18 protein-coding genes are annotated in these 17558 nt (G+C 53.8%); 10 read left to right on the top strand and 8 right to left on the bottom strand.

Going from position 1 to position 17558, the window contains the following annotated elements:
• Positions 1-90: 90 nt before the first annotated feature.
• Positions 91-1068, bottom strand: a complete 978-nt coding sequence (gene epmA / locus AB2B48_RS20090) for an elongation factor P--(R)-beta-lysine ligase (RefSeq protein WP_185669303.1) — start codon at positions 1066-1068, stop codon at positions 91-93.
• A gap of 310 nt (positions 1069-1378) precedes the next feature.
• Between epmA and frdA the strand changes: the two genes are divergently transcribed.
• Genes frdA through frdD form a run of 4 tightly spaced genes read left to right on the top strand, consistent with a single transcriptional unit; the run spans position 1379 to position 4672 of the window.
• Positions 1379-3169 carry a fumarate reductase (quinol) flavoprotein subunit gene (gene frdA / locus AB2B48_RS20085; RefSeq protein ID WP_220439652.1) on the top strand — a complete coding sequence of 597 codons (1791 nt, stop codon included), beginning with the start codon at positions 1379-1381 and terminating at the stop codon, positions 3167-3169.
• Positions 3162-3896: a succinate dehydrogenase/fumarate reductase iron-sulfur subunit gene (locus AB2B48_RS20080; protein WP_115074771.1), complete on the top strand. Its 735-nt coding sequence runs from the start codon at positions 3162-3164 to the stop codon at positions 3894-3896. Before frdA ends, AB2B48_RS20080 begins: the two co-directional genes overlap by 8 nt.
• A 10-nt stretch (positions 3897-3906) precedes the next feature.
• Positions 3907-4302, top strand: coding sequence for a fumarate reductase subunit FrdC (frdC, locus tag AB2B48_RS20075; protein WP_185669325.1), 396 nt, complete (start codon positions 3907-3909; stop codon positions 4300-4302).
• 10 nt (positions 4303-4312) lie between these two features.
• Complete coding sequence (gene frdD, locus AB2B48_RS20070) at positions 4313-4672, top strand: fumarate reductase subunit FrdD (RefSeq protein WP_035894225.1); 360 nt, start codon at positions 4313-4315, stop codon at positions 4670-4672.
• 70 nt (positions 4673-4742) lie between these two features.
• Here the strand turns inward: frdD and sugE are convergent, their stop codons facing one another.
• The 3 genes from sugE to efp all read right to left on the bottom strand — a co-directional run bounded on the left by sugE (position 4743) and on the right by efp (position 6096).
• Positions 4743-5060, bottom strand: a complete 318-nt coding sequence (gene sugE / locus AB2B48_RS20065) for a quaternary ammonium compound efflux SMR transporter SugE (protein WP_185669301.1) — start codon at positions 5058-5060, stop codon at positions 4743-4745.
• A 140-nt stretch (positions 5061-5200) separates the two neighbouring features.
• Positions 5201-5347, bottom strand: coding sequence for a lipoprotein toxin entericidin B (gene ecnB / locus AB2B48_RS20060; RefSeq protein ID WP_185669300.1), 147 nt, complete (start codon positions 5345-5347; stop codon positions 5201-5203).
• A 182-nt stretch (positions 5348-5529) separates the two neighbouring features.
• Entirely contained in the window at positions 5530-6096 is a 567-nt protein-coding gene (gene efp, locus AB2B48_RS20055; RefSeq protein WP_185669299.1) for an elongation factor P, read from the bottom strand.
• A 40-nt stretch (positions 6097-6136) separates the two neighbouring features.
• Between efp and epmB the strand changes: the two genes are divergently transcribed.
• Together epmB and yjeJ are read left to right on the top strand one after the other, a co-directional pair.
• Positions 6137-7165: an EF-P beta-lysylation protein EpmB gene (gene epmB / locus AB2B48_RS20050; protein WP_368299977.1), complete on the top strand. Its 1029-nt coding sequence runs from the start codon at positions 6137-6139 to the stop codon at positions 7163-7165.
• A gap of 150 nt (positions 7166-7315) precedes the next feature.
• A complete protein-coding gene (gene yjeJ / locus AB2B48_RS20045; protein ID WP_368299975.1) occupies positions 7316-8179 on the top strand; it encodes a YjeJ family protein in 864 nt (287 codons plus the stop codon).
• A gap of 43 nt (positions 8180-8222) precedes the next feature.
• Here the strand turns inward: yjeJ and AB2B48_RS20040 are convergent, their stop codons facing one another.
• Positions 8223-8576, bottom strand: a complete 354-nt coding sequence (locus AB2B48_RS20040; RefSeq protein ID WP_368299974.1) for a DUF4156 domain-containing protein — start codon at positions 8574-8576, stop codon at positions 8223-8225.
• A 388-nt stretch (positions 8577-8964) separates the two neighbouring features.
• Between AB2B48_RS20040 and AB2B48_RS20035 the strand changes: the two genes are divergently transcribed.
• Complete coding sequence (locus AB2B48_RS20035) at positions 8965-9210, top strand: hypothetical protein (protein ID WP_368299972.1); 246 nt, start codon at positions 8965-8967, stop codon at positions 9208-9210.
• Between the two features lie 1033 nt (positions 9211-10243).
• On the opposite strand, the gene groL is transcribed toward AB2B48_RS20035, so the two are convergent.
• Entirely contained in the window at positions 10244-11890 is a 1647-nt protein-coding gene (gene groL / locus AB2B48_RS20030; protein WP_185669293.1) for a chaperonin GroEL, read from the bottom strand.
• 33 nt (positions 11891-11923) lie between these two features.
• Entirely contained in the window at positions 11924-12217 is a 294-nt protein-coding gene (locus AB2B48_RS20025) for a co-chaperone GroES (RefSeq protein WP_003855929.1), read from the bottom strand.
• A 254-nt stretch (positions 12218-12471) separates the two neighbouring features.
• On the opposite strand from AB2B48_RS20025, the gene yjeH reads away from it, so the two are divergent.
• The gene (gene yjeH / locus AB2B48_RS20020) at positions 12472-13707 is read left to right on the top strand and encodes an L-methionine/branched-chain amino acid transporter (RefSeq protein WP_220439657.1); all 1236 of its coding nucleotides are present in this window, start codon (positions 12472-12474) and stop codon (positions 13705-13707) included.
• A 139-nt stretch (positions 13708-13846) separates the two neighbouring features.
• On the opposite strand, the gene AB2B48_RS20015 is transcribed toward yjeH, so the two are convergent.
• Complete coding sequence (locus AB2B48_RS20015) at positions 13847-14323, bottom strand: FxsA family protein (RefSeq protein ID WP_185669291.1); 477 nt, start codon at positions 14321-14323, stop codon at positions 13847-13849.
• A gap of 337 nt (positions 14324-14660) precedes the next feature.
• Here AB2B48_RS20015 and aspA point away from each other — a divergent pair, with 337 nt between their 5' ends.
• Positions 14661-16097 (top strand): aspartate ammonia-lyase, encoded by a 1437-nt coding sequence (gene aspA, locus AB2B48_RS20010; protein ID WP_185669290.1) that lies wholly within the window; start codon positions 14661-14663, stop codon positions 16095-16097.
• Between the two features lie 111 nt (positions 16098-16208).
• Positions 16209-17510 (top strand): anaerobic C4-dicarboxylate transporter, encoded by a 1302-nt coding sequence (locus tag AB2B48_RS20005; protein ID WP_368299970.1) that lies wholly within the window; start codon positions 16209-16211, stop codon positions 17508-17510.
• Positions 17511-17558: the final 48 nt, after the last annotated feature.

Below are 17558 nucleotides of genomic sequence, written 5' to 3'. Positions count from 1 at the left end.
CAGACTAATCTTGTGACCTTAAGAGGGAATTTGAAAATATATCACTAAGAATGGCGCAAAAAGCGCCATTTTATCTTTCAGGAGAGCGGGTTATGCGCGATCGACGCTAAAGGCCAGCACCTCAGCCAACGTTTCCGTCCCCAGCGCCAGCATGATCAGGCGGTCAACGCCCAGCGCCACACCGGAACAGTCCGGCAGGCCGGCGGCCAGCGCGTCCAGCAGGTTTTGATCGATAGGCTGCTGCGGCAGGCCGCGCGCCGCGCGCTTACGGTTATCCTGCTCAAAGCGCTGCTGCTGTTCACGAGCATCGGTCAGCTCGTGGAAACCATTCGCCAGCTCAATACCTTTGAAGTAAACCTCAAAGCGTTCGGCCACGCGGTGGTCTTCAGCGCTAATCTGCGCCAACGATGCCTGGCTTGCCGGGAAGTGATAAACGAAGGTTGGGCGGTCTTTACCAATGTGCGGCTCTACGCCGAAGGCAAACAACAGCTGCAGCAGCGTGTCGCGGTCTTCTTCGGTATCCGCCACGTTGCTCAGGTCGAGCTTCGCCGCCACTTCGCGCAGCTGCGTTTTGTCGGCAGACAGCGGGTCAATCTCCAGATGGCGCTGGAATGCCTGCTGATAGGAGAGGCTCTCCGCAGGCTGGGTTTCCAGCACCTGCTGCAGCAGATCGTCCACTTCGTTGATCAGGCGATACATATCAAAGTGCGGACGATACCACTCCAGCATGGTGAATTCCGGGTTATGGTGGCGACCCATCTCTTCGTTGCGGAAGCTACGGCAAAGCTGGAACACCGGGCCACACCCCGCCGCCAGCAGGCGCTTCATGTGGTATTCCGGGCTGGTCATCAGATACAGGTTCATTCCCTGGGAATGGCCTGGGCCAACAAAGCGAGTCTCAAACGGCACCAGATGAATGTCAGTTACCGTTGCCTGGCTCATACAAGGCGTCTCCACCTCCAGTACTCCACGGTCGGCGAAGAAACGGCGAATTTCCGCCATCAGTGCCGCACGCTTTAACAGGTTAGGGATGGATGCGCTCGGCTGCCAGGTTGCCGTCTCGCTCATGTTTTTTTCTCCGATTTCAGACAAGGGCACGAAGTCTACCCGCAAGTGATACACGACACAAATATTGCCCAATAATTTCCCCTATGGCCGAGAGCAACATTTCCCTAATTAATTCCGCAACGTAATTCATCAGCTACAGTGATAAATAGCCGCACATAACGACAAAAAAATCGAACACATCAAATTTCCCCCACAACCCTACGGGTATACTGCTTTACCCATAAAGGAGCAGTGGAAACGTTTTTGCGCAGGCCACGTGATATCCCCCCACGCAGCCTGTTGTGAAATAACAAAAATCTGGAGGAATGTCGTGCAAACCTTTCAAGCCGATCTAGCCATTATTGGCGCAGGCGGGGCCGGGTTACGTGCTGCTATCGCAGCCGCTCAGGCCAACCCAAAAGCCAAAATCGCGTTGATCTCAAAAGTTTATCCTATGCGCAGCCACACGGTGGCCGCTGAAGGTGGCTCCGCCGCCGTCGCACAGGACCATGATAGCTTCGAATACCATTTTCACGACACCGTCGCCGGTGGCGACTGGCTTTGCGAGCAGGATGTCGTCGATTACTTCGTCCATCATTGCCCAACCGAAATGACCCAACTCGAACAGTGGGGCTGCCCGTGGAGTCGTCGTCCTGACGGCAGCGTCAACGTTCGCCGCTTCGGCGGAATGAAGATTGAACGCACCTGGTTTGCCGCCGATAAGACCGGCTTCCACATGCTGCATACCCTGTTCCAGACCTCCCTTCAGTTCCCGCAAATCCAACGCTTTGATGAGCACTTCGTCCTCGACATTCTGGTCGATGATGGTCAGGCTCGCGGCCTGGTGGCGATGAACATGATGGAAGGCACGATGGTGCAAATTCGCGCCAACGCGGTGGTGATGGCCACCGGCGGCGCAGGCCGCGTCTATCGCTACAACACCAACGGCGGCATCGTCACCGGTGACGGCATGGGCATGGCGCTGGGCCACGGCGTTCCGCTGCGCGACATGGAGTTTGTCCAGTATCACCCGACCGGCCTACCGGGCTCGGGCATCCTGATGACCGAAGGCTGCCGCGGCGAAGGCGGTATTCTGGTCAATAAAAACGGCTATCGCTACCTGCAGGATTACGGCATGGGCCCGGAAACCCCGCTGGGTGAGCCGAAAAACAAATACATGGAGCTGGGTCCACGCGACAAAGTCTCCCAGGCCTTCTGGCACGAATGGCGCAAAGGCAACACCGTACCAACGCCGCGCGGCGACGTGGTCTACCTCGACCTGCGTCACCTTGGCGAGAAAAAACTGCTGGAGCGTCTGCCGTTCATCTGCGAACTGGCAAAAGCCTACGTTGGCGTCGACCCGGTGAAAGAGCCTATTCCAGTTCGCCCAACCGCGCACTACACCATGGGCGGTATCGAAACCGACCAGCAGTGTGAAACCCGCATTAAAGGGCTGTTTGCCGTCGGCGAATGTTCTTCCGTCGGCCTGCACGGCGCCAACCGTCTGGGCTCCAACTCGCTGGCAGAACTGGTGGTCTTTGGCCGCATGGCCGGTGAGCAGGCGATGGCCCGTGCGGCAACCGCCGGTGAAGCCAACGGCAGCGCGCTGGACGCGCAGGTCAGCGACATCGAAAACCGCCTGAAAGCGCTGGTAAATCAGGAAGGCAGCGAAAGCTGGTCGAAGATCCGCGACGAGATGGGCCTGTCGATGGAAGAAGGCTGCGGTATTTACCGTACGCCGGAACTGATGCAGAAAACCATCGATAAGCTGGCGGAACTGCAGGAGCGCTTCAAGCGCGTCCGCATTACCGATACCTCCAGCGTCTTCAACACCGACCTGCTCTATACCATCGAGCTGGGCCACGGTCTGAACGTGGCTGAATGTATGGCGCACTCCGCCATGGCGCGTAAAGAGTCTCGCGGCGCACACCAGCGTCTGGACGAAGGCTGTACCGAACGTGACGACGTCAACTTCCTCAAGCATACCCTCGCCTTCCGCGATGCCGATGGCACTACGCGCCTCGACTACAGCGATGTGAAGATAACGACCCTGCCACCGGCAAAACGCGTCTATGGCGCCGAAGCCGAAGCGGCCGAGAAGAAGGAGACGGCGAATGGCTGAGATGCAGAATTTAAAAATTGAGATTGTGCGCTACAACCCGGAAGTGGACAGCGCACCGCACAGCGCCTTCTATGAGGTGCCTTACGATGAGCAGACTTCACTGCTGGATGCCCTGGGCTATATCAAAGATAACCTCGCGCCGGACCTGAGCTACCGCTGGTCCTGCCGTATGGCTATCTGCGGCTCCTGCGGCATGATGGTCAACAAGGTGCCGAAGCTTGCCTGTAAAACCTTCCTGCGCGAATACACCAAAGGCATCAAGGTTGAGGCGCTGGCAAACTTCCCTATCGAGCGCGATCTGGTGGTCGATATGACCCACTTTATCGAGAGCCTGGAAGCGATTAAGCCGTATATCATCGGCAACCCGCGCACGCCGGATCAAGGGCCAAACACCCAAACCCCGGCGCAGATGGCGAAGTACCACCAGTTCTCCGGCTGCATCAACTGCGGCCTGTGCTATGCCGCCTGCCCGCAGTTTGGCCTGAACCCAGAGTTCATCGGCCCGGCGGCGATTACCCTGGCGCATCGCTACAACGAAGACAGCCGCGACCACGGTAAGAAAGAGCGCATGGCGCAGCTGAACGGCCAGAACGGCGTCTGGACCTGTACGTTTGTGGGCTACTGCTCCGAAGTGTGTCCGAAACACGTCGACCCGGCAGCCGCCATTCAGCAGGGCAAAGTGGAAAGCTCGAAAGACTTTCTTATCGCTACCCTGAAACCACGCTAAGGAGTGCATGATGACGACTAAACGCAAACCCTATGTACGGCCAATGCCGTCCACCTGGTGGAGAAAGCTGCCGTTTTATCGCTTCTATATGCTGCGTGAAGGGACGGCGGTGCCAACGGTATGGTTCAGCATCGTGCTGATTTACGGCCTGTTTGCGCTGAAGCACGGTGCAGAAAGCTGGGCGGGATACGTTGGTTTCCTGCAAAACCCGGTGGTGGTGGTGCTGAACCTGATTACCCTGGCCGCCGCGCTGCTGCATACCAAAACCTGGTTTGAGCTGGCGCCGAAGGCTGCCAACATCATCGTTAAAAGCGAAAAAATGGGGCCAGAGCCGATTATCAAAGGGCTTTGGGTGGTTACCGCGCTAGTCAGCGTGGTGATTCTGTTTGTCGCGCTGTTCTGGTAAGGAGACTGGTATGATTAACCCGAACCCAAAACGTTCCGATGAACCGGTATTCTGGGGTCTGTTTGGCGCAGGCGGCATGTGGGGCGCGATTATTGCACCAGTCATCGTGCTGCTGGTTGGCGTGCTGCTGCCGTTAGGCCTGGCACCGGCCGATGCTTTCAGCTACGAACGCGTGCTGGGCTTTGCCCACAGCCTGATTGGCCGCGCGTTTATCTTCCTGATGATCGTTCTGCCGCTGTGGTGTGGTCTGCACCGTATTCACCATGCGATGCATGATCTGAAGATCCACGTCCCGAACGGGAAATGGGTGTTCTACGGTCTGGCAGCGATTCTGACGGTGGTGACGCTGGTCGGCGTGCTGTTTATTTAACGCCGTGCCGCTTCCCGGCGGCGCTACGCCTGGCCGGGCTACGACATCACACGTAGCCCGGCCGAGGCCATTAATGCGCGCTCATCTTTAAGCCAATAATCCCCATCACAATCAGCGCCAGGCTGGCGATGCGCATCGGGCTTGCCGACTCACCCAGCAGCAGAATGCCGGTAATCGCCGCGCCAACCGCGCCAATCCCCGTCCATACCGCATAGGCCGTCCCCACCGGCAGGCTTTTCATCGCCCACGACAGCAGCGCCATGCTGGCAATCATCGCCACAATGGTAATCACGCTCGGCACCAGGCGGCTAAACCCGTGGGTGTATTTCAGGCCAACGGCCCAGACGACTTCGAGCAGGCCAGCAATAAAGAGAATTAACCAGGACATTTCAGGCTCCATAACGATGGGGCCGTCCCCGGTTGAGATACGCTTACGGGTCGTCCCGCAAGGTGTTGGAAAGTATAACGGGGGGATTATAGGCGTTGAAAAACGACGGTACAACCGTGCGTCGTACCGTCAGATTCGATTTATTGCTGCGCCTTGGTTGCGGCCCCAGAAATAGCGCTACCACCGTCGGAAATATCCTCGCCAAGTCCTCGCGTGGTGTTACAGGCCGTGAGCACAGAGGAGAGAACCAGAACCGTAAAAAATGCTGCGATCGCTTTTTTCACCATAATGTCATCCTTAAGAGCCAGTTATCGTTATCTTGCTTCATAAGCATAGACAACTTCACTCAGGATGTTGGATGTCAGCGTTTTTTTTCGGAAGAAGACGAAGCGGGAAAGACAGAAGATTGGATCGAACGGGGAAAAGGCTGGCGCAGCATCACTGCTGCGCCGGGCGATCAAAGCATGAATTACTTCACGCGAGATACGTATTCGCCGGAGCGGGTATCCACTTTGATCACTTCGCCAATCTGGACGAACAGTGGAACTTTAACCACTGCGCCAGTGGACAGGGTAGCTGGTTTACCGCCAGTACCTGCGGTATCGCCTTTCAGACCTGGGTCAGTTTCAATGATTTCCAGTTCAACGAAGTTCGGCGGGGTCACAGAGATAGGCTGGCCGTTCCACAGGGTCACGATGCACTCAGCCTGATCCAGCAGCCATTTCGCGTTTTCGCCAACCGCTTTCTCATCGGCAGCCAGCTGCTCGAAGGTTTCGTTGTTCATGAAGTGCCAGAATTCACCGTCGGTGTACAGGAAGGTGAGGTTCATGTCGGCAACGTCTGCGCCTTCAGCGGAGTCGGTAGACTTGAAGGTTTTCTCTACGCGAGTACCGGTCAGCAGGCGGCGCAGCTTAACGCGTGCGAATGCCTGACCTTTACCCGGCTTAACGAATTCACTGGCTTCAACCGCGTACGGTTCGCCGTCCATCATGATTTTAAGACCAGCACGAAAATCGTTGCTATAGTAAGTCGCCATAAGGCCCTCTGAAATTGTTAAATGGTAGCTAAGCCACAAAATGGCGCATATTGTAACCCTAAATACCCCATCCAGAGAAGATTGGTTGATGCAACTTGCCGATGTTCTCACCGATCCGGATGAACTATTACGTCTTCTGAATATAGACGCTGATGAAAATCTGCTCGCTGGCCGTGAGGCTAAGCGCCTGTTTGCCCTGCGCGTTCCGCGCGCATTTGTGGCGCGCATGGAGAAAGGCAACCCGAACGATCCGCTTTTACGTCAGGTACTTACCTCGCAGGAAGAGTTTATCGCCGCCCCTGGTTTTTCCACCGATCCGCTGGAAGAACAGCACAGCGTGGTGCCTGGCCTGCTGCATAAGTACCATAACCGTGCGTTATTACTGGTAAAAGGCGGCTGCGCGGTAAATTGCCGTTATTGCTTCCGTCGTCACTTCCCGTACGCCGAGAACCAGGGTAATAAGCGAAACTGGCAGGCTGCGCTGGACTATGTCAGTGCGCATCCGGAACTCGACGAAATCATTTTCTCCGGCGGCGATCCGCTGATGGCAAAAGATCACGAACTGGACTGGCTACTCACCCAACTGGAAGCCATCCCGCACATCAAGCGCCTGCGTATTCATAGCCGCTTGCCGATCGTCATTCCGGCTCGCATTACCGACACGCTGGTTAGCCGCTTTGCGAATTCATCGCTGCAGATCCTGCTGGTTAACCATATCAACCACGCCAACGAGATTGACGATACCTTCCGCCATGCCATGGGGCAACTGCGCCGCGTGGGCGTAACGCTGCTCAACCAGAGCGTGCTGCTGCGCGGCGTGAACGATAATGCACAAACCCTGGCCAATCTCAGCAATGCGCTGTTTGATGCTGGCGTGATGCCATATTACCTGCACGTGCTGGATAAAGTTCAGGGCGCGGCCCACTTCCTCGTCAGCGATGACGAAGCGCGCGAAATTATGCGCGAGCTGCTCACGCTTATCTCCGGTTATATGGTGCCGAAACTGGCGCGAGAAATTGGCGGCGAGCCAAGTAAAACGCCGCTGGATCTCCAGCTACGTCAGCGATAAACGAAATAAAGTGGCAGACTTCGGTCTGCCTGTTTTTTTGGACATCATAACGGTCTGTGTTATTTTAACGATTCATATCGCCATTAAAAATAAACCAAATCAATAAGTTAAATAAATACATTTAACTAAAAAATGGTTAAGGAGAACCGTTTGTCTATTTCCATCAAAGGCATTAACGCAGGCGTCATTCGTCAGGAAAATAATTTCATTGCGCTGGCCCTGAAAATTAAAGAGCCGCGTAATAAAGAGTCGCTCTTTTTCCTGCCCGCTATCGCCCTGAAAGACCTGTTTATCGCCCTCGAATACCGCCTCGCGCAGCTTCCTCTGCTCAGCGTAGACGAGCGCAGTCGCTACGAAAAAGCGCGCGATAAAGCCGCGCAGAAAATGCATCAGAATATCCCGGCGCTTCAGCGTGAAGCGCTGGAGCATGCTGACGTCAATCTGCGCGTCAACGCCATCTCGCTCACCAACGATGACAATGAAAGCCAGACGTTCACCCTGACGCTGCACTCCGGTAAAAAGGTCGAGCTGGTTGTTGATCTGCTGCAAATCGAGCTGCTGGTGACCGTAATGGTTCATGCCATCAATAACGCGGGGATGAACGAGCTGTCGCTGCGTATCTCTTCCATGCTGGATTTCCTGCCGCTGTACGACGTGGACTACAAGGCAGGCGGCAATCTGGAGTATGACTCCTACGACCATCCAGCCTGGAAACGAAACCTGTTCGTTCACCATCTGGCGGTTGTCTATCGTTATACCGATAGCGAAGGGAACACGCAGTTTAGCGGGACGGCGATCAAAACGCGCAGCAAGCCGGGCACCAAAGACGTCGAGGCTGTCACCCGTCGACTGTTAGATTGCAGCCCAAGGCTGCAGAAACTCGCGGGCTTACCGTGCCAGGTTTTTGTCAGAGCGCTCTCTTCTGACAAACGTAAAACCTTCACGGCAGATGCCTATATGCAGGCGCTGTATCAGCTACAGCAAAGCGTAGAAAAAAACGCAGAGAAAGCCTGAAGCACTACGCCCCCGGAATACTAGCGGGGGCGCTACGCGTGAATCAGTTCGGGCACTTATAGACCTGGCCGTTCATTTCGCTGTCGGTCGGTACGAAGCTGGAGAGCATGCCTTGCGTTGGGCTGCTCACGCCATAAATCACGTTTCCGCCCATTTCAGCGGCATGGTTACGCAGCGCATTTGCCGCACCGCGCATAGAGCCGCCTTCCGCGCCCTGCTGCCCAGACAGCCAGTTACCCTGCGCCCCGGTCGCCGTACCCAGCAACTGGCACTCCGCGCTCGGCCTCTCTTCTACAAAGCGCACGTTCTGGCCGCCAGAGGTCAGTTCCGTGGTTGAGCTACAGCCGGCCAGCAGCAGCGCCGCACCAACGATCCCTGCCAAATATTTTACCTGCATGTTATTCCCCATAATCAATGAGCTGGACGCAAGTCGTCCGTGTGTAAACCTTATACTAAAAAGATGACCAAAAGAGAATTCCCCATGCGTTTTTGCAACGGACATGACAACTCCTTGATCCCTGCCATCTAAATGTATTCCGATAATCGCCTGAGGATATCGTCTTTAACCTCGATATGGTTTTAGTCTGGTCAGATGCAGCGAGATACTTAGCATAAAAAACAGAGAAGGCAACTGGCGCAACCGTTGATGAGGCCAATTCTGCATCCCATACCGAGCATCTGAGGGATGCTAGCATGCTAGCACATCGACAAAACCCCGACGCGGAGCATACGGCTCACCGATGAAAGATACAGCGCTACACCGTTTAATGTAAAGGAGCGTTATTATGGACAATGCTAAAGTGATTGCCAGAGATATGCTGACTGCTATAAATATCGATGGTTCTGGATTCTGGGGAGCAGTGGCGAAAGGTATTATTTCATTCCCTGTTAGTTTCTGTTATCTAGGATACGACTTTATTGATACTGAACATCGCAGGGAAAACCTGGATGATAAATTCAGACTGGCCCATCTGATAAAAAAGGGATATTCAACAAAGATATTATTTAACAACTCATTATCACGTCACTAGATAATTTTATTTCAAGAGTTAATCTAGAAAAAATCACTATTCTTTCAACGAATATATCAGGTTCTTTCTTAGGCAAGATAACATTCACTGAATTAACCGGCATAAAATTAGGTGAAGCTATAGCTTCCAGAGGCGCATCTGCTTTTTTCGCAGGAACCTTTTCTGGATTGCTACTATCAATTGGAGCTGAAACTTCTAGAGCGATATACACATCCCGACATTTGGAAGGTATAGATCCTATACTGCATAATAAATTGAAAAACTTAGGAGATTTGGATCTTCTGTATTTTCTTATAGAAGATATTTTAAAACCATTTAATACCGTGTGCAAAATCGGAGATAAAAACCAGGATGAATTCGATAAAATATGTGAATATTTCTTTGGGGGCCTATAAAGCCAGAATGAGCAACATTAATTACAATGTCAATATTTATTATGGGAATAAAATAAGTTCTATAGAATTAATATTCCATAGATTACATTTTCATTATTCAATGATGACAGGTTTTCTTTAGATGAATATCATCAATAGGAGTTGGCATCGAATGTCATATATAATTAACAGGATGATTACTGTTAATTTACCAGTACGAGTTTTTCATAACTTATGAATATAAAAAAAACACCACTCATCATAATTTCTCGTTTTATTAGAGAAATAGGAAAGGGATTAGGCACTTTAGGTACCGCACTGACTGCCTGGTTTTTATTTTTTTCAGAAAGTGAAAATAAATATCTATGGGACTTACTTTCTATAATAATATTTTTCGTGGGATATTGTATATATAAATTTGCACATACACATATCTATGATGAATGGGACGAATAACATTAAGAGTAAATAAAGTAACCTGCTAGCGACGGCTTAGGGATCAAGAAGGTGTTTAATTTTCGAAGAGGTACTACCTTATGCTGCACGACTCAGTTTTGGGAGCGGGGACTAGCCCCGCTCACCATGGGTACGTAAGTTAACCGTTAGCTAAAATGCTATTTATTCTGTTAACTACGCAGAGTAATACGACCTTCGTCGCATTACATCATGCCGCCCATACCGCCCATGCCACCCATGCCGCCAGCTGCGCCTAAATCAGGAGCATCGCCTTTTGGCAGGTCGGTCACCATGCACTCAGTGGTGATCATCAGGCCCGCAACGGATGCCGCGTACTGCAGAGCAGAACGGGTCACTTTAGTTGGGTCCAGGATACCGAAGTCGATCATGTTGCCGTATTCTTCAGTTGCGGCGTTGTAACCGTAGTTACCTTCGCCCGCTTTCACGTTGTTCGCAACAACAGATGGCTCTTCACCGGCGTTGGAAACGATCTGACGCAGTGGCGCTTCCATTGCGCGCAGCGCAACTTTGATACCGACGTTCTGATCTTCGTTCTGAGCAGCCAGGCCAGCCAGTTTAGCGGCTACGCGAACCAGCGCTACACCACCACCAGCAACCACGCCTTCTTCTACCGCAGCACGGGTCGCGTGCAGGGCATCGTCAACGCGTGCTTTTTTCTCTTTCATTTCAACTTCGGTAGCCGCACCGACTTTGATTACCGCAACGCCGCCAGCCAGTTTCGCTACGCGTTCCTGCAGTTTTTCACGGTCGTAGTCAGAAGTTGCTTCTTCAATCTGTTTGCGGATCTGAGCAACGCGGCCCTGGATCGCAGCTTCTTCACCCACGCCATCGATGATGGTGGTGGTGTCTTTGTTGATCACAACGCGTTTAGCCTGACCCAGGTCTTCCAGGGTGGCTTTTTCCAGCTCCATACCGATCTCTTCAGAGATAACGGTACCGCCGGTCAGGGTTGCGATATCCTGCAGCATCGCTTTACGACGGTCGCCGAAGCCAGGTGCTTTAACAGCAGCAACTTTCACGATACCGCGCATGGTGTTAACCACCAGGGTAGCCAGCGCTTCGCCTTCAACGTCTTCAGCGATGATAACCAGTGGTTTGCCGGCTTTCGCAACGGCTTCCAGAACTGGCAGCATTTCGCGGATGTTGGATACTTTTTTGTCAGCCAGCAGGATGAACGGGCTTTCCAGCTCAACAGCACCAGTCTCTGGTTTGTTGATGAAGTATGGGGACAGGTAGCCACGGTCGAACTGCATACCTTCAACTACGTCCAGTTCGTCTTCCAGACCGGTACCGTCTTCAACGGTGATCACGCCTTCTTTACCGACTTTATCCATCGCTTCAGCGATCAGTTTACCTACGGTTTCGTCGGAGTTAGCGGAGATGGTACCAACCTGAGCAATCGCTTTAGAGTCGGAGCAAGGAACGGACAGTGCTTTCAGCTCTTCAACCGCAGCAACGACAGCTTTGTCGATACCACGTTTCAGGTCCATTGGGTTCATGCCCGCAGCAACGGCTTTCAGGCCTTCTGCGATGATAGCCTGAGCCAGTACGGTCGCGGTGGTGGTACCGTCGCCTGCAGCGTCGTTCGCTTTAGAGGCAACTTCTTTCACCATCTGAGCACCCATGTTTTCGAACTTGTCTTCCAGTTCGATTTCACGTGCTACAGAAACACCATCTTTGGTGATGGTTGGTGCGCCGAAGGATTTGTCCAGAACAACGTTACGGCCTTTAGGGCCCAGGGTAACTTTAACTGCGTCTGCCAGTACGTTAACGCCGCGCAGCATTTTTACACGAGCGTCGTTACCAAATTTTACGTCTTTAGCTGCCATTTCTTCTATTCCTCAAATTCGTTCGCGCGTTGCTTACGCTTCAACAATTGCCAGGATGTCGCTTTCAGACATGATCAACACTTCTTCATTGTCGATCTTCTCAGATTTCACGCCGTAGCCATCGTTGAAAATCACGATGTCACCAACTTTAACGTCCAGCGGCTGCACGGTCCCGTTTTCCAGGATGCGGCCCTTACCGACAGCGATGATTTCGCCACGAGTTGATTTTGCTGCCGCAGAACCGGTCAGAACGATGCCGCCAGCAGATTTGGTTTCAACTTCTTTGCGTTTGACGATCACACGATCATGTAACGGACGAATACTCATTGATAGCTCTCCTTTGAGAAAGTCATTATCAGTTATGGGTGATGCCGGGCCGTAAGCGGTTTTCCGGCTAGTGCCTGAGAGATGGGGATGGTTATTTTGCCCTTCAAGGGGGCACCCTAAAAAAAATTTCATCCGGCTGCGCAATCGCGATAAATCGCTGTATTGCCAGCGTAGAACAGCACAATGACGCGGGGCTGCCGGGAGAGGGGATGTGGTAACATTTTGCTCTTTTTGTAAAAGTGTGGACGAGGGACATGGCGGGACTTAAACAGGAGCTCGGGTTAGCTCAGGGAGTAGGATTACTATCGACGTCGCTGCTCGGCACCGGGGTCTTTGCCGTTCCGGCGCTGGGCGCGCTGGTTGCCGGTGACAACAGCCTGTGGGCCTGGCCCGCGTTAATCGTGCTGGTCTTTCCTGTCGCTATCGTCTTTGCCCTCCTCGGCCGACACTTCCCTAGCGCAGGCGGCGTAGCGCACTTCGTCGAAATGGCCTTTGGCCCTCGCCTCGCTCGCGTTACCGGCTGGCTGTTTCTCTCGGTTATCCCGGTTGGCCTGCCCGCCGCGCTGCATATTGCCTCCGGCTTTACCCAGGCGCTGTTCGGCTGGCACGGTTGGCAGTTGCTGATGGCGGAGGTCGCCACGCTGGCGATCGTCTGGTGGCTGGGCTCACGCGGCGCCAGTTCCAGCGCTAATTTGCAGACGCTGGTCGCCATTTTAATTGTTGCCCTGCTGGCCGCTATTTGGGTCTACGGCGATATCTCAGTAAAAGCGATCCCTTTCCCGGCCCTGCCTGATATCGACAGTTCACAGCTTTTCGCCGCGCTGTCGGTGATGTTCTGGTGCTTCGTCGGCCTGGAGGCATTTGCCCATATGGCTTCGGAGTTCCGCAACCCGGAGCGCGACTTCCCGCGCGCGCTGATTATCGGCCTGCTGCTGGCAGGCGTGGTCTACTGGGCCTGTACCGTACTGGTGCTGCACTTCCACGCCTACGGTGCTGCCAATACTGCCGCGGCTTCGCTGCCGACCATCGTGGTACAACTGTTCGGCGTGAAGGCGCTGTGGGTGGCGAGCGTCGTCGGTTTCCTCGCCTGCTTCGCTAGCCTCAATATCTACATCCAGAGCTTCGCCCGGCTGGTGTGGTCGCAGGCTCAGTCTAAACCGGATAGCTATCTGGCGCGCCTCTCACCGGGGCTGGTACCGCGTAATGCGCTGAGCGTGGTGATTGGCAGCTGCATGGTGAGCACGCTTGCCAGCTACTGGCTGAACATCAACCTCGATGCGCTGATCGTCTACGCCAACGGCATTTTTATTATGATTTATCTGCTGTGCATGCTGGCAGGGTGTCGGTTGTTAAGCGGGCGCTACCGCGCATTATCCGTCGTGGGCGTGGCGCTGTGCGTGCTGCTGCTGTCGATGGTGGGATGGAAGAGCCTGTACGCGATCGTGATGCTGGCGGCGCTGTGGGTGTTGCTGCCGAAAAGAAAGGTCTGAGCATTCCCGGCGTCGCTTTGCTCGGCCGGGCTACGTGTCAAATTGTAGCCCGGCCGAGCGCAGCGACGCCGGGACCGCACCAACGCCATAAAAAAAGCCGGAGGCACAACGCGCTCCGGCTTTTTATCATCGCCACGGCTTATGGGCGATTATCGTCTTTATGATCCAACTGGTCAGGACGTTCGTCCTTACGCTGATACTCACCGTCAAAAGTCTGCCCGCTGGTGGTACCGCCCGCAAAACCGCCGCCCGGCATCCGATTAAAGTGCAGATACGGCATCAGTTTCACGGTGAGGTGTTTCTGCACCGGCGGCAGCAACAGCACCAGACCCAAGAAGTCGGTGAAGAACCCTGGCAACAGCAGCAGCAAACCGGCGAGGATCAGCGAAACGCTTTTGATCATCTCGGCCGCCGGGCTTTCGCCCGCCTGCATTTTTTCCTGCATCAGCATCAGGTTTTTGAAGCCCTGATTGCGCACCAGCGACATGCCGATGACGGAGGTAAAAATAACCAGTACTAACGTCAGCAGGACGCCAAACACATGGGCGACCTGGATAAAAATCGATATCTCAATGTAAACATAGAGAAAAATGGCAATTAACGGTATCCAGCGCACTGGCATCTCCTGTTCGAAAAATCACGCGGTTCGCGCGTTTGCAGCGATTCACGGCCCGCTGCACTACTTTTAAATGGTGGTGATTCGCCGCATTTCAATCAGCGCGCATCCATATTTTTGTCAACAATGGTCAAGCGGTGACTCATTTCACAAATCAATAATTCTTATCCGTTCCGTCTGATAATAAGTGATCCAGATTACTGCAATCCGCTATTATCAGCATATGATCATAGACACTGGGCCGATTAAGGAAATAATCTGCGGTCATAAAACGCATAACCATTCAGATTATGCGTATTTGGTGAAATCATTGGCAGCTCGCAAATAGAAGGTTCACATGCTAAACAACATTCGTATCGAAGAAGATCTGTTGGGTACCAGGGAAGTTCCGGCTGACGCTTACTACGGCGTTCATACTCTGAGAGCGATTGAAAACTTTTACATCAGCAATAGCAAAATCAGCGACATCCCGGAATTTGTTCGTGGGATGGTGATGGTGAAAAAAGCAGCGGCCCTGGCGAACAAAGAGCTTCAGACGATCCCTAAAGGCGTGGCAAATGCCATTATTGCTGCCTGTGATGAAGTTCTGAATAACGGCAAATGCATGGACCAGTTCCCGGTAGACGTTTACCAGGGTGGTGCAGGCACCTCCGTTAACATGAACACCAACGAGGTACTGGCGAACATCGGCCTGGAGCTGATGGGCCACCAGAAAGGGGAATACCAGTACCTGAACCCGAACGACCACGTCAACAAATGCCAGTCCACCAACGATGCCTACCCAACCGGCTTCCGCATCGCGGTGTACACCTCTATTCTGAAGCTGATTGACGCGATTAATCAGCTGGGCGAAGGCTTCCAGCGTAAAGCAGCGGAATTCCAGGACGTCCTGAAGATGGGTCGAACCCAGCTGCAGGATGCGGTACCAATGACCCTGGGCCAGGAATTCCACGCGTTCAACGTGCTGCTGACCGAAGAGACCAAAAACCTGCTGCGCACCGCAGAACTGCTGTTGGAAGTGAACCTCGGCGCGACCGCTATCGGTACTCGCCTGAATACCCCGGACGGCTACCAACAGCTGGCGGTACAGAAGCTGGCGGAAGTCAGTAATCTGGCGGTTGTCCCGGCGGAAGACCTGATTGAAGCGACCTCCGACTGCGGCGCCTACGTCATGGTACACAGCTCGCTGAAACGCCTGGCGGTGAAAATGTCGAAGATCTGTAACGACCTTCGCCTGCTCTCCTCCGGCCCACGCGCTGGCCTGAACGAAATCAACCTGCCGGAACTGCAGGCGGGCTCATCCATCATGCCAGCCAAAGTGAACCCGGTGGTGCCAGAAGTGGTGAACCAGGTATGCTTCAAGGTTATCGGCAACGACACCACCGTCACCATGGCTTCTGAAGCCGGTCAGCTGCAGCTGAACGTGATGGAGCCGGTGATTGGCCAGGCGCTGTTTGAGTCTATCCACATCCTGACCAACGCCTGCTACAACCTGCTGGAAAAATGCATCGACGGCATCACCGCGAACAAAGAAGTGTGCGAAAGCTACGTCTATAACTCCATCGGTATCGTCACCTACCTCAACCCGTTCATCGGCCACCACAACGGCGACATCGTCGGTAAAATTTGTGCCGAAACCGGTAAGAGCGTACGTGAAGTGGTGCTGGAACGCGGTCTGCTGACGGAAGCGGAGCTGGACGATATCTTCTCCCCGCAGAACCTGATGCATCCGGCCTATAAAGCGAAGCGCTATACCGATGAAAGCGAACAGTAAGCTTCCCGAATAACGCACAAAGGCATGTCATCGTGACATGCCTTTTTTGTATCTATAGTTTACCAAAACACAACAATTACATATCAATCTAGCAATACAAGGAAGGCTAATATGTTTGGAGCAGAACTGGTCATTGTGCTTCTTGCCATTTATCTGGGGGCAAGACTTGGCGGTATCGGCATCGGCTTCGCTGGCGGTTTAGGCGTGCTGGTGTTAACGCTGATTTTTCAGATCAAACCCGGCGTCATCCCCTTTGACGTTATTGAAATCATCATGGCAGTTATCGCCGCGATTGCCGCAATGCAGGTGGCAGGCGGGATGGATTACCTCGTCAGCCTGGCCGAACGACTGCTGCGCCGTCACCCCAAATACATCACCTTTTTAGCGCCGCTAGTCACCTGGTTTATGACCATTCTGGCGGGCACCGGGCACACCGCGTTCTCCACGCTGCCGGTGATTACCGAAGTGGCTAAAGAGCAGGGTATTCGCCCTTCTCGTCCGCTCTCTATAGCCGTGGTCGCCTCGCAGATTGCGATTACCGCCTCGCCGATTTCCGCCGCGGTGGTGTTCTTCGCGGGCATTCTGGAACCGATGGGCGTGAGCTACCTGACGCTGCTCTCCATCTGCATTCCGGTCACGCTGATTGCCGTACTGCTGACCTCCATCGTCTGTAACTTCCTCGGCTGCGAGCTGAAGGACGACCCGGTGTATCAGGAACGTCTGGCAAAAGGCGAAGTGCGCCTGCGCGGCAGCAAAGTGTTTGAGCTGAAACCCCATGCGAAGCGTTCCGTGCTGCTGTTCCTGATTGGTATCGTGGCCGTGATGTTCTACGCCACCGCCATCAGCGACACCGTCGGGCTGATTCAGAACCCGGTACTGCCGCGCAACGAAGCGATTGTGGTGTTCATGCTGACCATCGCCACGCTGATTTGCATCACCTGTAAAGTCGATACCGGCGAGATCCTCAACGCCAGCACCTTTAAGTCCGGCATGAGCGCCTGCGTGTGCGTACTGGGCGTTGCATGGCTGGGTGATACTTTCGTCAAAGCCCATATTGCCGACATTCAGGCCATCGCGGGCGACCTGCTGAACAACTACCCGTGGCTGCTGGCGGTGGTGCTGTTCTTTGCTGCTACCCTGCTCTACTCCCAGGCGGCGACCACTAAAGCACTGATGCCTGCGGCGCTGATGCTCGGCGTCACCCCGTTGACGGCCATTGCGTCCTTCGCTGCGGTTTCCGCGCTGTTCGTGCTGCCAACCTACCCTACGCTGCTGGCAGCGGTAGAAATGGATGACACCGGCTCTACCCGTATCGGCAAATACGTGTTTAACCATGCGTTCCTGGTGCCGGGCGTGATTGCCATCGCCCTGTGCGTGATCCTCGGTTTCATCTTCGGCGGGCTGATGCTCTAGCCCTGTGACGCCATGTAAAAATCGTTAAAGTCGGGCCGCTCTGCGGCC

Source organism: Kluyvera sichuanensis, from assembly GCF_040930405.1.
In the GTDB taxonomy this organism is placed as follows: Bacteria; Pseudomonadota; Gammaproteobacteria; order Enterobacterales; family Enterobacteriaceae; genus Kluyvera; species Kluyvera sichuanensis.
Note: the sequence above shows the minus strand (reverse complement) of the source record. Positions and strands in the feature narration are given on the sequence as shown.

What these genes read in the sequence shown, in the direction of transcription:
- epmA (WP_185669303.1), bottom strand. Translation starts at nt 1,068, where the DNA reads ATGAGCGAGACGGCAACCTGGCAGCCGAGCGCATCCATCCCTAACCTG.
- AB2B48_RS20080 (WP_115074771.1), top strand. Translation starts at nt 3,162, where the DNA reads ATGGCTGAGATGCAGAATTTAAAAATTGAGATTGTGCGCTACAACCCG.
- frdC (WP_185669325.1), top strand. Translation starts at nt 3,907, where the DNA reads ATGACGACTAAACGCAAACCCTATGTACGGCCAATGCCGTCCACCTGG.
- frdD (WP_035894225.1), top strand. Translation starts at nt 4,313, where the DNA reads ATGATTAACCCGAACCCAAAACGTTCCGATGAACCGGTATTCTGGGGT.
- sugE (WP_185669301.1), bottom strand. Translation starts at nt 5,060, where the DNA reads ATGTCCTGGTTAATTCTCTTTATTGCTGGCCTGCTCGAAGTCGTCTGG.
- ecnB (WP_185669300.1), bottom strand. Translation starts at nt 5,347, where the DNA reads ATGGTGAAAAAAGCGATCGCAGCATTTTTTACGGTTCTGGTTCTCTCC.
- efp (WP_185669299.1), bottom strand. Translation starts at nt 6,096, where the DNA reads ATGGCGACTTACTATAGCAACGATTTTCGTGCTGGTCTTAAAATCATG.
- epmB (WP_368299977.1), top strand. Translation starts at nt 6,137, where the DNA reads ATGGCGCATATTGTAACCCTAAATACCCCATCCAGAGAAGATTGGTTG.
- AB2B48_RS20040 (WP_368299974.1), bottom strand. Translation starts at nt 8,576, where the DNA reads ATGCAGGTAAAATATTTGGCAGGGATCGTTGGTGCGGCGCTGCTGCTG.
- AB2B48_RS20035 (WP_368299972.1), top strand. Translation starts at nt 8,965, where the DNA reads ATGGACAATGCTAAAGTGATTGCCAGAGATATGCTGACTGCTATAAAT.
- groL (WP_185669293.1), bottom strand. Translation starts at nt 11,890, where the DNA reads ATGGCAGCTAAAGACGTAAAATTTGGTAACGACGCTCGTGTAAAAATG.
- AB2B48_RS20025 (WP_003855929.1), bottom strand. Translation starts at nt 12,217, where the DNA reads ATGAGTATTCGTCCGTTACATGATCGTGTGATCGTCAAACGCAAAGAA.
- yjeH (WP_220439657.1), top strand. Translation starts at nt 12,472, where the DNA reads ATGGCGGGACTTAAACAGGAGCTCGGGTTAGCTCAGGGAGTAGGATTA.
- aspA (WP_185669290.1), top strand. Translation starts at nt 14,661, where the DNA reads ATGCTAAACAACATTCGTATCGAAGAAGATCTGTTGGGTACCAGGGAA.
- AB2B48_RS20005 (WP_368299970.1), top strand. Translation starts at nt 16,209, where the DNA reads ATGTTTGGAGCAGAACTGGTCATTGTGCTTCTTGCCATTTATCTGGGG.